At 61.6% G+C, this 13410-nt stretch carries 16 protein-coding genes; 14 read left to right on the forward strand and 2 right to left on the reverse strand.

All coding sequences use genetic code 11. From position 1 onward, the window contains the following. Window positions 1-35: 35 nt before the first annotated feature. The 11 genes from secY (at window position 36) to truA (ending at window position 7759) form a co-directional block, all read left to right on the forward strand. Window positions 36-1355: a preprotein translocase subunit SecY gene (secY, locus tag RE4_RS14335; protein WP_020906895.1), complete on the forward strand. Its 1320-nt coding sequence runs from the start codon at window positions 36-38 to the stop codon at window positions 1353-1355. Next, entirely contained in the window at window positions 1352-1897 is a 546-nt protein-coding gene (locus RE4_RS14340; RefSeq protein ID WP_003940868.1) for an adenylate kinase, read from the forward strand. The genes secY and RE4_RS14340 overlap by 4 nt, the downstream gene beginning before the upstream one ends. Next, the gene (gene map / locus RE4_RS14345; RefSeq protein WP_060938794.1) at window positions 1897-2694 is read left to right on the forward strand and encodes a type I methionyl aminopeptidase; all 798 of its coding nucleotides are present in this window, start codon (window positions 1897-1899) and stop codon (window positions 2692-2694) included. Before RE4_RS14340 ends, map begins: the two co-directional genes overlap by 1 nt. Window positions 2695-3007: 313 nt before the next feature. Beyond that, window positions 3008-3229: a translation initiation factor IF-1 gene (gene infA / locus RE4_RS14350; protein WP_003418601.1), complete on the forward strand. Its 222-nt coding sequence runs from the start codon at window positions 3008-3010 to the stop codon at window positions 3227-3229. Window positions 3230-3319: 90 nt separating this feature from the next. Then, window positions 3320-3433 (forward strand): 50S ribosomal protein L36, encoded by a 114-nt coding sequence (rpmJ, locus tag RE4_RS30720; RefSeq protein WP_003938068.1) that lies wholly within the window; start codon window positions 3320-3322, stop codon window positions 3431-3433. Window positions 3434-3683: 250 nt separating this feature from the next. After that, window positions 3684-4058, forward strand: a complete 375-nt coding sequence (rpsM, locus tag RE4_RS14360; protein WP_003940834.1) for a 30S ribosomal protein S13 — start codon at window positions 3684-3686, stop codon at window positions 4056-4058. Next, window positions 4058-4471: a 30S ribosomal protein S11 gene (gene rpsK / locus RE4_RS14365; RefSeq protein WP_003940683.1), complete on the forward strand. Its 414-nt coding sequence runs from the start codon at window positions 4058-4060 to the stop codon at window positions 4469-4471. The genes rpsM and rpsK overlap by 1 nt, the downstream gene beginning before the upstream one ends. A 22-nt stretch (window positions 4472-4493) precedes the next feature. Next, a complete protein-coding gene (rpsD, locus tag RE4_RS14370) occupies window positions 4494-5099 on the forward strand; it encodes a 30S ribosomal protein S4 (RefSeq protein WP_003940769.1) in 606 nt (201 codons plus the stop codon). Window positions 5100-5219: 120 nt separating this feature from the next. Then, window positions 5220-6281: a DNA-directed RNA polymerase subunit alpha gene (locus tag RE4_RS14375; protein ID WP_003941016.1), complete on the forward strand. Its 1062-nt coding sequence runs from the start codon at window positions 5220-5222 to the stop codon at window positions 6279-6281. 29 nt (window positions 6282-6310) lie between these two features. Further along, window positions 6311-6868 (forward strand): 50S ribosomal protein L17, encoded by a 558-nt coding sequence (rplQ, locus tag RE4_RS14380; RefSeq protein ID WP_020906897.1) that lies wholly within the window; start codon window positions 6311-6313, stop codon window positions 6866-6868. A gap of 6 nt (window positions 6869-6874) precedes the next feature. Then, window positions 6875-7759 carry a tRNA pseudouridine(38-40) synthase TruA gene (truA, locus tag RE4_RS14385; protein WP_060938795.1) on the forward strand — a complete coding sequence of 295 codons (885 nt, stop codon included), beginning with the start codon at window positions 6875-6877 and terminating at the stop codon, window positions 7757-7759. A 57-nt stretch (window positions 7760-7816) separates the two neighbouring features. Here the strand turns inward: truA and RE4_RS14390 are convergent, their stop codons facing one another. Beyond that, window positions 7817-8959 carry an acyl-CoA dehydrogenase family protein gene (locus RE4_RS14390; RefSeq protein WP_020906899.1) on the reverse strand — a complete coding sequence of 381 codons (1143 nt, stop codon included), beginning with the start codon at window positions 8957-8959 and terminating at the stop codon, window positions 7817-7819. Between the two features lie 57 nt (window positions 8960-9016). On the opposite strand from RE4_RS14390, the gene RE4_RS14395 reads away from it, so the two are divergent. Continuing rightward, window positions 9017-9595: a TetR/AcrR family transcriptional regulator gene (locus RE4_RS14395; protein WP_020969046.1), complete on the forward strand. Its 579-nt coding sequence runs from the start codon at window positions 9017-9019 to the stop codon at window positions 9593-9595. A gap of 22 nt (window positions 9596-9617) precedes the next feature. Continuing rightward, complete coding sequence (locus tag RE4_RS14400) at window positions 9618-10175, forward strand: NADPH-dependent FMN reductase (RefSeq protein ID WP_020906901.1); 558 nt, start codon at window positions 9618-9620, stop codon at window positions 10173-10175. Between the two features lie 16 nt (window positions 10176-10191). On the opposite strand, the gene eccE is transcribed toward RE4_RS14400, so the two are convergent. Further along, the gene (eccE, locus tag RE4_RS14405) at window positions 10192-11832 is read right to left on the reverse strand and encodes a type VII secretion protein EccE (protein WP_060938796.1); all 1641 of its coding nucleotides are present in this window, start codon (window positions 11830-11832) and stop codon (window positions 10192-10194) included. Window positions 11833-11929: 97 nt separating this feature from the next. On the opposite strand from eccE, the gene eccB reads away from it, so the two are divergent. Continuing rightward, window positions 11930-13396: a type VII secretion protein EccB gene (gene eccB / locus RE4_RS14410; RefSeq protein WP_081098361.1), complete on the forward strand. Its 1467-nt coding sequence runs from the start codon at window positions 11930-11932 to the stop codon at window positions 13394-13396. The last annotated feature ends 14 nt before the right edge of the window (window positions 13397-13410 follow it).

The raw sequence follows: 13410 nt of genomic DNA on the forward strand, positions 1-13410 counted from the left end.
CGATCTGTCTCCCTACCGTCGTGCCAGGAGGATCTTTGCTTTCCGCCTTCGTCTCGGCCCTCAGGACCCCAGACCTGAGGCGGAAGATCCTCTTCACCCTCGGCTTGGTGGCTCTGTATCGGGTCGGCGCTCTCATTCCGTCCCCAGGTGTCGACTACGGCCGCGTGCGTCAGTGCATCGATATCGCCAACTCCGGTGACTCAGCAGGTATCTACTCGCTGATCAACCTGTTCTCCGGTGGCGCTCTGCTGCAGATGTCGATCTTTGCGATCGGCATCATGCCGTACATCACGGCAAGCATCATCGTGCAGCTGCTGACCGTGGTGATCCCGAAGTTCGAGGAACTTCGAAAAGAAGGCCAGTCCGGTCAGGCCAAGATGACGCAGTACACGCGTTACCTGTCCATCGCTCTGGCAATCCTGCAGTCGACCGGCATCGTCGCTCTTGCGGCACGCGGACAGTTGCTCCAGGGCTGTGACGACATCATCGCCGACAAGTCGATCTTCGGTCTTGCCATCATCGTGCTGGTCATGACTGCCGGTGCTGCCATGGTGATGTGGTTCGGCGAGGTCATCACCGAACGCGGCGTCGGCAACGGTATGTCGCTCCTCATCTTCGCCGGTATCGCATCGCGTATCCCGAGCGAGGGCAAGTCGATTCTCGACAGCCGCGGTCCACTGGTCTTCGCCTTCGTCTGCCTCGCAGCGCTGTTGATCATCGCCGGTGTCGTCTTCGTCGAGCAGGGTCAGCGCCGGATCCCGGTTCAGTACGCAAAGCGGATGGTCGGACGCAAGATGTACGGCGGATCCTCGACGTACCTGCCTCTGAAGGTGAACCAGGCCGGCGTCATCCCGGTGATCTTCGCGTCTTCACTGCTGTACCTCCCGAACTTGATCGCACAGCTGACTTCGGCCAGTACAGCGGTCGACCCGAGTTGGTGGCAGCGCCTCATCAACACCTACCTGGTGAACCCGGCCAACCCGGTGTACATCGCGATCTACTTCGGCCTGATCGTCTTCTTCACGTACTTCTACGTCGCCATCACCTTCAATCCCGAAGAGCGCGCCGACGAGATGAAGAAGTTCGGCGGCTTCATCCCCGGTATCCGACCAGGTCAGCCGACCGCGGACTACCTCAACTACGTGCTGAGTCGCATCACCCTTCCGGGTGCGATTTACCTCGGCACCATTGCTGTTCTGCCCAACCTGTTCCTCGACATCGGGAATGGCGGCGGCGCGCAGAACCTGCCGTTCGGTGGCACCGCGGTGCTGATCATGGTCAGCGTCGGCCTGGACACCGTGAAGCAGATCGAGAGTCAGCTAATGCAGCGTAACTATGAAGGGTTCCTCAAGTGAGACTTGTCCTCCTTGGTCCTCCCGGTGCCGGCAAGGGCACCCAGGCCGCTATCTTGTCCGAGAAGTTCGGCGTTCCCCATATCTCCACGGGTGATCTCTTCCGCGCGAACATCGGTCAGGCCACCGCTCTCGGTGTGGAAGCAAAGAAGTACATCGACGCCGGCGAACTCGTACCGAGTTCGATCACCAACGACATGGTGAAGGCTCGCGTCGCAGAACCGGACGCAGCAAACGGTTTCCTTCTCGACGGATTTCCGCGCTCGGTCGAACAGGCTCAGGCACTCGAGGGAATCTTGAAGGATCTCGACACCAAGCTCGACGGTGTCCTCTCTTTTGTTGTCGACGAGGACATCGTGGTCGAGCGCATGCTCGCCCGCGGTCGTGCAGACGACACCGAGGACGTCATTCGCAACCGACTCCGGGTCTACCGCGACGAGACGTCACCGCTGTTCGATTACTACAAGGACAGCATCGTCTCCGTCGACGCGATCGGCGAGGTCGAAGAGGTCAACGCACGCGCACTGGCAGCGTTGGGTAAGTAATGGTCTTCGGGCGTAAACGCAAGGTTGTTCCGTTCCGCTCCGCGGGCGAACTCGACGCGATGGCTGCCGCCGGTGCGATCGTGGGTTCGGCCCTGGTGGCGGTGCGCGCTGCGGCAAAGCCCGGTGTCAGCACTTTGGAATTGAACGCGGTCGCAGAATCGGTCATTCGTGACGCCGGCGCCGTGCCCTCGTTCCTCGGGTACCACGGCTTCACCGGTTCGATCTGCTCTTCGGTCAACGATCGCGTCGTTCACGGGATCCCCTCAGCTCAGGACATCCTGGCTGAAGGCGACCTCGTTTCCATCGACTGTGGCGCGATCCTCGACGGTTGGCACGGTGACTCTGCCTGGACGTTCGGTGTCGGTGAGATCAGCGTCGCCGATCAGGAACTCAGCGAAGCTACTCGGCTTTCGATGGAAGCCGGGATCGCGGCGATGATCGCCGGTAACCGTCTGACGGATGTTTCGCACGCGATCGAGGTCGGTACTCATGCCGCCGAGAAGTTGCACGGTCGTTCCTACGGCATCGTCGACGGATACGGTGGACACGGAATCGGTCGGGAAATGCACATGGATCCGTTCCTCGCCAATGAAGGTGCCCCGGGTAAGGGTCCTGAACTGGTTGTCGGATCGTGCCTCGCGATCGAGCCGATGCTCACGCTCGGCACCACCGACACGGTGATTCTCGACGATGACTGGACCGTTGTGACGACCGACGGGTCCCGGGCGGCGCACTGGGAACACACTGTCGCTGTGACCGAGGAAGGTCCGCGGATTCTGACACTCCGGCCGGAGTAGTTGACGCCGTCGCTGACAAGTGTTGGCAGCGAGCATGATTCACGTTCGAGAAGTCCCAGCCTCATGTCGAGGCTGGGACTTTTTCGATGGGGGAGCGGTGTGCGTCGTCACCCTGACCGGAGGCGCATTTGGCCTGGTCGTTTACATCGCGTAACATGGCTAGGCGGTGCGCTATGCGCGTCGATAGTTCGTGTGCCTACGCCCGGATCGCTCCGGGATCGGGCCCCCGAAGTGCCGACGATCTTTCCATTGCGTGCCAATGTAACGGAAGCCGATGCACGAAGCATGCCAAACCAAACGGATCGCGGAGGATATGGCTAAGAAAGACGGGGCCATCGAGGTCGAAGGACGAGTAGTCGAGCCGCTGCCCAATGCGATGTTCCGCATTGAGCTCGAGAATGGCCACAAGGTCCTCGCCCACATCAGCGGAAAGATGCGTCAGCACTACATTCGCATCCTCCCGGAAGATCGCGTTGTCGTGGAGCTCTCGCCCTACGATTTGTCGCGCGGACGCATCGTTTACCGCTACAAGTAACGAACTTCCCGGACCTGACCTGGGTCAGGGAGAAGTATGTCTGCCGCGGTTCATCGCGGCGGGCTGCGACAAAACAGGAGATCAGAAGACGTGAAGGTTCAGCCGAGCGTCAAGAAGATCTGCGAGAAGTGCAAAGTGATTCGCCGTAACGGTCGAGTCATGGTGATCTGCGAGAACCTGCGTCACAAGCAGCGTCAGGGCTAGATCTAGCTTTTCGAAGATCTGCTTGGCAACAAGCAAAGAAGACCTCCCAGTACCAGCCATTGTCGACGAGACCCCACGCGATCGTTCACCGATCGCCAAGGTCGGACAATGGTTCACCCCCGGCACGGAGGCCGGGGCCCCACTGAGTTAGTTGATGAGATCATCTGCGCCTTCGGGCGTCGGTACTCGGCAAGAGGCACAGGGGAAGGGCTGGGAGCAGACCTCCGCACACCGATAAGGAAATGCCACCATGGCACGTCTCTCTGGTGTTGATCTTCCTCGCGAAAAGCGTATGGAGATCGCACTGACATACATCTACGGCATCGGCCGTACCCGCTCCAAGGAAATCCTTGACGCCACCGGCGTCAGCCCGGATCTCCGGAGCAAGGACCTCTCGGACGAGGACCTGGCAAAGCTCCGCGAGTACATCGAGGAGTCGCTCAAGGTCGAGGGTGACCTTCGCCGCGAGGTTCAGGCCGACATCCGTCGCAAGATCGAGATCGGCTGCTACCAGGGCCTGCGCCACCGTCGTGGTCTGCCCGTGCGTGGTCAGCGCACCAAGACCAACGCCCGTACCCGTAAGGGTCCGAAGCGCACCATTGCCGGCAAGAAGAAGGCGAAGTAATGCCCCCGAAGTCACGTAGCACCGGTCCGAAGAAGACCCAGAAGACGCGTCGCAGGGATAAGAAGAACATCCCGCACGGCGCCGCTCACATCAAGAGCACCTTCAACAACACCATCGTGTCCATCACGGACCCCGCCGGAAATGTCATTTCCTGGGCGTCTTCGGGACACGTCGGCTTCAAGGGATCGCGTAAGTCGACTCCCTTCGCCGCTCAGCTTGCTGCTGAGAGCGCTGCCCGTAAGGCGCAGGAGCACGGTGTCAAGAAGGTTGACGTCTTCGTCAAGGGACCGGGATCCGGTCGCGAGACCGCAATCCGTTCCCTCCAGGCTGCTGGCCTCGAGGTCGGCACCATTTCCGATGTAACCCCCCAGCCGCACAACGGCTGCCGTCCGCCCAAGCGGCGTCGGGTATAGCGGGAAGGATAGGTAGAAGAAAATGGCACGTTATACCGGACCCATCACCCGCAAGTCGCGTCGTCTGCGCGTCGACCTCGTTGGAGGCGACCAGGCATTCGAGCGTCGCCCGTACCCGCCCGGACAGCACGGCCGCGCGCGTATCAAGGAGAGCGAGTACCTGCTCCAGCTGCAGGAGAAGCAGAAGGCTCGCTTCACCTACGGCGTCATGGAGAAGCAGTTCCGCCTGTACTACAAGGAGGCGAACAACCGCCCCGGCAAGACCGGCGAGAACCTGCTTCGCATCCTCGAGTCGCGTCTCGACAACGTCGTGTACCGCGCAGGCCTCGCTCGCACGCGCCGTCAGGCACGTCAGCTGGTCACGCACGGTCACCTTCTCGTGAACAACAAGAAGGTCGACATCCCGAGCTACCGCGTCTCGCAGTACGACATCATCGATGTCAAGGAGAAGTCGCTCTCCACGCTTCCGTTCCAGGTTGCGCGTGAGACCGTCGGCGATCGCCCGGTTCCCGGGTGGCTGCAGGTTGTCGGCTCGCGTCTGCGGATCCTGGTTCACCAGCTTCCCGAGCGCGCGCAGATCGACATCGCTCTGCAGGAACAGCTCATCGTCGAGTACTACTCGAAGTAAGGCGCTTCGCACCCCGTGAGTGGTTGAGGAGTCTCCGGACTCCTCAACCACTCACAGGGCCGCAGGCCCTTTCCCATCGTGGGCGTCAAATAGTGGACGTCCGTACAGGAGGAAATACCAATGCTCATTTCTCAGCGACCCACGCTGACCGAAGAGGTCATCGCTGATAACCGCTCGAAGTTCGTCATCGAGCCCCTGGAGCCAGGTTTCGGGTACACGCTCGGCAATTCGCTGCGCCGCACGCTGCTCTCGTCGATCCCCGGCGCTGCTGTCACCAGCATCCGTATCGACGGCGTTCTCCACGAGTTCACCACCGTCCCGGGAGTGAAGGAAGATGTCACCGACATCATCCTGAACCTCAAGGGCCTCGTCGTGAACTCCGAAGAGGACGAGCCGGTCACCATGTACGTCCGCAAGCAGGGCCCCGGCGCTGTTACTGCAGGCGACATCGTGCCCCCGGCAGGCGTCACCGTGAACAACCCTGATCTGCACATCGCCACCCTGAACGACAAGGGAAAGCTGGAGATCGAGCTCGTTGTCGAGCGCGGTCGTGGCTACGTCCCCGCCGTCCAGAACAAGGCGTCCGGCGCAGAGATCGGCCGTATCCCGGTCGACTCGATCTACTCGCCGGTGCTCAAGGTCACCTACAAGGTGGAGGCCACTCGCGTCGAACAGCGCACCGACTTCGATCGGCTCGTTCTCGACGTGGAAACGAAGAACTCCATCACCGCACGGGACGCGCTCGCTTCGGCGGGCAAGACCCTGGTTGAGCTCTTCGGCCTGGCCCGTGAGCTGAACGTCGAAGCAGAAGGAATCGAGATCGGACCCTCGCCCGCCGAGGCCGATCACATCGCTTCCTTCGGACTCCCCATCGAGGATCTGGACCTCACGGTCCGCTCCTACAACTGCCTCAAGCGCGAAGGTGTTCACACCGTCGGTGAGCTTGTCGGCCGTACCGAGTCCGATCTGCTCGACATCCGCAACTTCGGACAGAAGTCCATCGACGAGGTCAAGGTCAAGCTGCATTCGCTCGGCCTGTCCCTCAAGGACAGCCCCGCATCCTTCGATCCCACCACCGTTGCCGGCTACGACGCCGCCACCGGAACGTGGAGTGACACTGATGCCGGTTCCTTCGGCGATGCCGAAGGTACCGAGGACTACGCCGAGACCGAACAGCTGTAGCAGCTCAGGTCCTTTACTAGGAGATCATCATGCCCAAGCCCAAGAAGGGTGCCCGCTTCGGCGGGTCGGCTTCCCACCAGAAGGCGATTTTCGCCAATCTGGCTACCGCGCTCTTCGAGCACGGTCGCATCACCACCACCGAGTCCAAGGCCAAGGCACTGCGCCCCTACGCCGAGAAGCTCGTCACGCACGCGAAGGCCGGCACGCTGGCTCACCGTCGTGAGGTGCTGAAGGTCATCCGCAACAAGGATGTCGTTCACACCCTGTTCGCCGAGATCGGCCCGTTCTACGCGGACCGTAACGGTGGATACACCCGCATCATCAAGACGATCCCCCGCAAGGGCGACAACGCTCCGATGGCAATCATCGAGCTCGTCAAGGAAAAGACCGTCACCTCCGAGGCTGACCGCGCTCGTCGCGTCAAGTCCTCGCAGGAAGCTCCCGCCGCAGAGAACGTCGTCGAGGCCGTAGAGGCCGACGCGACCGAGGCTGAGGTCGAGAACGCTGACGCAGTCGTCGAGGCCATCGAGGACGAGACCGCAACTGCGGCCGACGCTCCCGAGGCCGAAGAGGCCAAGAAGGACTAGTCTCCCTTGGTTTCGGCACACGCTGAATCGAACGAGCCCGCCGCCCCCATCGGGGACGGCGGGCTCGTTCGATTGCGGCTGGACATCTCCTACGACGGCACCGACTTCTCGGGCTGGGCCCGTCAAACCGATCTGCGCACCGTGTGCGGTGAGATCGAAGGCAAGTTGGGAACGGTACTACGGCAACCGGTTCAGCTGACTGTTGCCGGTCGCACGGACGCCGGCGTTCACGCCACGGGGCAGGTAGCGCACGTCGACGTCCCGAGCGAGTTGCTCCCCGACGATCCGTCGCGACTCGTGCGCAGACTTGCACGCTTCCTGCCCAAGGACGTTCGGGTCAAACAGATCTCGGTGGTTCCGGGTGACTTCGATGCGCGCTTCTCGGCGATGCGACGCTACTACGAGTACCGGGTGACCAACGCGGCATTCGGAGTGGAACCCCTACGCGCACGCGATACGGTGTCGTACCCCAAACCACTCGATCTCGCAGCGATGCAAGAAGCGTCGAATCGGCTTCTGGGCCTGCACAACTTCGCGGCATTCTGCAAGCGTCGAGAAGGCGCTACGACGGTGCGGGAGCTGCAACGCTTCGACTGGGCGCAGGAGGGCACGGTGTTCACGGCGTACGTGAATGCCGATGCGTTCTGCTGGTCGATGGTCCGGAGTCTTGTCGGGGCAGTCCTCTCGGTCGGTGAGGGACGCCGCACCGCCGACTGGGTGGCAGGTTTGCTCGACGAAACGTCGCGGTCGAGTTCGATCCTCGTTGCGCCGGCGCACGGACTTTCGTTGGTTCGCGTGGACTACCCCGACTACTCGGAACTGGCTGCCCGCAACGCGATTACCCGTGAAACCCGCGAGATTCCGTCTTCGGGCGGGTGCTGCGGCGACTGACCGCCTCGATACAAAATGCCCTCCCACTCTGCGTGGGAGGGCATTTCATGTAGACGACTATCCCGCCAATTGGCGCGCGATGACCAGACGCTGAATCTGATTGGTGCCCTCGAAGATCTGCGTGATCTTGGCCTCGCGCATGTAGCGCTCGACGGGGAAGTCCTGGGTGTAGCCGTACCCGCCGAACACTTGAACGGCGTCGGTGGTGACCTTCATTGCTGCGTCGGTGGCAACGAGTTTGGCGACGCTGGCGTTGCGCGAGTACGGAACTCCGGCGTCGCGGCGGCGGGCTGCATCGAGGTAAGTGGCGCGAGCGGAGTCAACTGCGGCCGCCATGTCCGCGAGCACGAATCCGAGTCCCTGGTGATCGATGATCCGCTTGCCGAATGCCTTGCGCTCCTTCGCGTAGGCGACCGCGTCGTCGAGTGCGCCCTGAGCGATTCCGACGGCAACAGCAGCGATTCCGAGTCGGCCGGAGTCGAGCGCGCTGAAGGCGATCGGCAATCCCTGGCCGCGCTGACCGATCAACCGCTCGTCAGGGACGAAGGCGTCGTCGTAATTCGCGGATGCAGTGGGGACCGCGCGCAGTCCCATCTTCTCCTCGGGCTTGCCGAAGCTGAGGCCTTCGGTGTCCTTGTCCACCAGGAGGCAGGAGATGCCGCGAGAGCCGTCGTCACTGGTGCGGGCGAAGAGGTTGTAGAAGTCTGCCTTGCCGCCGTTGGTGATCCAGGCCTTCGAGCCGTTGATGCGGTAGCCACCGTCGGTGGCCGTCGCCTTGCACGACAATGCGGCGGCGTCGGATCCGGCCTGCGCTTCGGAAAGGCTGTATGCGCCGATGGTGTTGCCGCCCAGCATGTCCGGCAGCCAGCGGGCCTTCTGTTCGTCGGTGCCGAAGGTGAACAGTGGGAAGCACGAGAGGCTGTGCACGCTCACCGCCACTGCAACCGCTGCCCAGCGCGAGGCGATCTCTTCGAGGACTTGGAGGTACACCTCGTACGGCTGATCGCCGCCACCGAATTCCTCGGGATACGGAAGGCTCAGCAGGCCTGCCTGTCCGAGTGCGGGGAACACGCCTTCGGGATACTTCTCGGCCTTCTCGTATTCGTTGACCTTGGGCGCGAGTACCTTGTCCGCGACATCACGCGTCAGTTCGATGAGATCGCGAGCTTCTTGGCTGGGCATCAGGCGTTCGACGGGCACGGTCGGCTCCTAGCTAGGTAGTAGTACTGGGAACGATACTGCAGTACTGTCTTGCGTATGGCAAGGCTGGTTCACAAGACGACTGCGCGCAGGGCAGAGTTGTTCGATCAATTGGTCGAACTGTTCTTGAGCGAGGGTTTCGCCCACCTCACGCTCGACGAGATCTCAGCTCGTCTGCACTGCTCCAAGAGCACCTTGTACACCGTGGCGGCCGGCAAAGAGGATCTGGTGCGGGCTGTGACGGTGCACTTCTTCCGTGCGGCGACCGATGCGGTGGAGAGTGCCGTCGCTGCCGAGTCGACACCCACTCGTCGAGTTGCGGTGTATCTCGAAGCAGTCGGTGATCAACTGACCGCGGCGTCCCGTCAATTCATGGAAGACCTGGCTGAATCGGTGTCGGCGAGTCAGGTTTACGAGAAGAACACGTCGATCGCCGCGGATCGTGTGCGAGCGCTCATCGTCGAGGGAGTGGATTCGGGCGCATTCCGGCGGGTACACGCGTCATTTGTCGCTGATGCGGCCGCAGCGACAATGGTTCGGATCCAGCAACGCGCGGTCTATCGGGCTACCGGGTTGGACGATGCCAGCGCGTATCGGGAACTGGCCGCACTCATCACGGACGGGATCACTGCGTGACGAGTCGCTAGCATCGACGTTCATGGCACCTTTGAAGGTCGAAGTCATCGTAGGTTCGGTCCGCGAGGGGCGAATAGGACGAGCAGTGGCGGATTGGTTTGTCGAGCGCGCAACCGCGAACCCGTCGTGGAACGTATCGGTGATCGATCTCAGAGAGCTGTCGTTGCCCCAGGATTTCTCGGATTCACCTGCCACGGAGGTTTTCCGCCAGCGAATCGGACGAGCCGATGCTGTTGTTGCTGTGACCTCCGAATACAACCACGGGTACCCGGCTGCCCTCAAGACCGCATTCGATTCCGTGAAACACGAGTGGCGTGCCAAGCCGATCGGATTCGTGTCCTACGGCGGGATTTCAGGTGGTGTTCGGGCCGTCGAACAACTGAGGCAAGTAGTGGCGGAGCTGCACATGGTCTCGGTGCGTCAAAGCGTGACCATTCACCGGGTACGCAAGCAATTCGGACACGAGCCGTACGGCGTCGATTCGATTGCGATCGATGCCAGCGAGAAGATGATTCGTGAATTGCATTGGTGGGGGAGTGGATTGCGGATGCAGCGTGCGAGTGATCCCTATCCTGGCTGATCTTGGACATCCGCGATCACGCCATCTGGTGAGCGTCGCCGGCTCGAGGACGGCCGATGAACGAGGTCTCGGAAGCAATGGTTACCAGAGTCAGTTCGACGCGCGTGCGGCCGGTTTCGACTGTGATCTTGTCACCGAGTGCGAATGGCTGGACTATCGATATTTCAGGGTCGATCCGAGGCCATTGGCGTGGATGTCCGTACACGTAGATCGCGGTCACGCCGGCACGCGGCGGTAACCCCTCGACTCCGTCGAACACGACCGTGTTGAAAGCGCCCTCGAGCCCACCACCCTGCCCGGACACGCGGAGTCGGTCAGGCACTCCCATGGAGTCGGTGAGCGCGGTCCATGCTTCCGGTCGATCGGTGTGGATGAGTACCAGTGCGCCGGTCGCGATGGCTCGAAAGATCAATTGCTGAGCCAGATAGAGTTCGCCGGCGACAAGAACGGTGTTGACGCCCGACCCCGAAATTCTGGCCGCGACACCGTGCCCGTTTCGGTCCGAGCCGATGAGCTGGCCGCACCCGGCAAGAGGTAGAGCGAGTGAGTCGAGTGTGCCCCCGTCCATGCGAATGTGCGGCGTGATGCGGTCCAGCGCGGCCAATGCGGTTGGCAGGTTGGTCAGCAATCCGTCGCGCTGGCGCCCACGTAGCGAGACCAAACCGGCCAGCGGTGCGTTCTCAGGTGGATTGCGCGTGGTGAAGCGACATGTCGCACTGACCCTCGCCTCTCCGCGTTCGCCCGTGGGGCGCAACCGAATTGTCACGGACGTCCCGACCGTTGCCACTGCCCATACTCGGGTCAGGGTCGAGTTGGTGATGAAACGGGGTTCGATTCCGTATCCGACGTTGGACACACCAGGCAAGGGGGTACTTCGCCACGTTTCGGTGACCTCGTGGCTGGCGACTCCTCTTGTGACCTGGGCAGTGGACGACGCGATCTCCGGTGCGGTGAGGATCCGCGCCTTGCATCCCGCTGAATCGAGCACCCGGATGACACGATTGGCGGCAACAGCGATCGCGCGGCCCGCGCCCTGTTCGCCCCCGCCTCGGCGTTCGACTGCTGCACGACCCTCCAAAGCGTCGAAACGTAGTGCAAGCCAAACACTTCTGGTGGCGGTGGCTGGTAGTGGCCCGATGAGACGTTCGTAGACTTCGGTGGCCGGCGTTCCTGATGCGGCGCGGTATCCATGACTGACAATGTCGATGCCGGTGAGTGAGATGTCGTGCTGATACAGACAATTGACCAGGGCTGCCGTGGGCAGAAGGTGGGAAGCGTCGAATGAATGGCGCCCGATCCTGGTCAGGTAGTCGCGTGGGGGAGCGATCTCGACGACAGCGACGAGTGAAGATCCGTCCACTCGGAGCCCGATCGACTGTTCGGAGGGAGTGTGAAAACTGACGATCGTGCTGCCGTCGGCGTCCTTGCGGCGCAAATAGCGAAAGTACTTGACAATCCAGGACATTACCGACCAACCGCCCACATGGAGGAGCATTGATCCGGCAACCACACAACCGATTGCCAGCGCCCAGAGCCAATCCAGCCCACTGGCCATCGCGATTCCGCCTGCACTGATTCCGAGAATCTGTGCCGACACGAATTCGTGCGTCGAAATCCTGTGTGACGACGGCCAATGCTTCAACCGCGATCGGTCCACGGTTCCTCCCCGATACCTGACCTGCGAACTACCCGAAAATTTCCGCCCCAGCCAAACTGTACTGTGTCTTCGCAAGGGGATGTAAGGCACGGGGGGAATGATGGCTGCAACACCTACCACGCGCTGGCAGGTCAATGGGTACCGATTCTTGGTCAGGCGGATGGAACATGCGCTGGTCAGACGAGACGTGCGGATGCTTCACGATCCGATGCGGTCACAGTCCCGCGCCTTCACCGTCGGAATAGTCCTCGCTGCACTGGGATTGGCGGGTTGCGCGGTACTTGCTCTGTTTCGGCCACAGGACAAGATCGGCGATGCAGAAATCGTTGTTGCAAAGGAATCTGGCGCAATGTTCGTCGCCATGGAGGGTACTTTTCGCCCTGTGCTGAACTTGGCCTCCGCCCGACTGATTCTGGGTTCGCCAGTAAAACCGGCAATAGTCAAGGCGTCTGAGGTCGAGGCGAAACCGAGGGGCGCGCTCGTCGGCATTCCCGGCGCACCGTCCGCGCTGCCGGAATCAGCCGACCCGAGCAACGCCTTGTGGACGGTATGCGATTCCGTCGGATCCGACGGGAGAAAATCGTTGACGACTTCGGTCCTGGTCGGCTCGTCCAATGTCGGTGAAAACACGACATATCTGACGAGGGACCGTGCATTCCTGGTGAAGTCGGGTTCCGATCACTTTCTCGTATACGACGGGAAGCGAGCGGAAATCGATGTGGACAATCCGGCGATCATGCGGGCTTTGGGGCTGGAGGGAGCACAGGCGCGACCGATCAGTGCCGGATTTCTCAATTCGATCCCCGAAGTTCCGCGCATCGAGGCTCCGCGAATCCGCGAACTGGGATCAGCGCCCCGGTTCCCGCTACAGAACAAGACTGTCGGCTCCGTCGTTCAGGTTTCGGTGGGCGCGGACCTGCAGTACTACGTGGTGCTCGAGAACGGTATCCAGAAGGTCGGTGCGGCGCTCGCCCAACTGATCTACTTCTCGGATTCGCAGGGCGCCACCGGGATCGCGAGCGTCACCCCTGATGCCATCAGTCGTATTCCTTCGGTGAGGGAACTGACCGTCGACTCGTTGCCGCAGGTGGTTCCGGAGATCGTCGATGATCATGGCGCACCTGTCGGCTGTCTGGAATGGGCTCCCTCACCTGCAGTCGAGGGCGGCGAAAGTAGTTCTGCAACATTGAAACTCGTCGCTGGATTGCAGGTTCCGATCCCGGAGGGTGGCAAGTTGGTGTCGTTGGCGCAGGCGGACGGATCGGGCGACAATCTCGACAGCGTCCACGTCGAACAGGGCTTCGGTGGGTTTGTTCAAGCGACCGGAATCGAGACGAACAGCACCAGGCACGACGGAGTGTTCTACGTAGCGGATACCGGTGTGAAATACGGAGTGCCGGACGAAACCTCTGCTCGCGCGCTCGGATTGACGCGAACGCCTGATCGTGCGCCTTGGCAGATGCTCGATCTACTTGCATCAGGTCCGGCGCTCGAGAAGAGCAATGCACTGATAGCTCACGACGGAGTCGCCCCCGATTCAACGCCGGCCGCTCCGGTGAACTGAACACCGTTGACGAT

It is taken from the genome of Rhodococcus erythropolis NBRC 15567, from assembly GCF_001552595.1.
Lineage (GTDB): Bacteria > Actinomycetota > Actinomycetes > Mycobacteriales > Mycobacteriaceae > Rhodococcus_F > Rhodococcus_F erythropolis.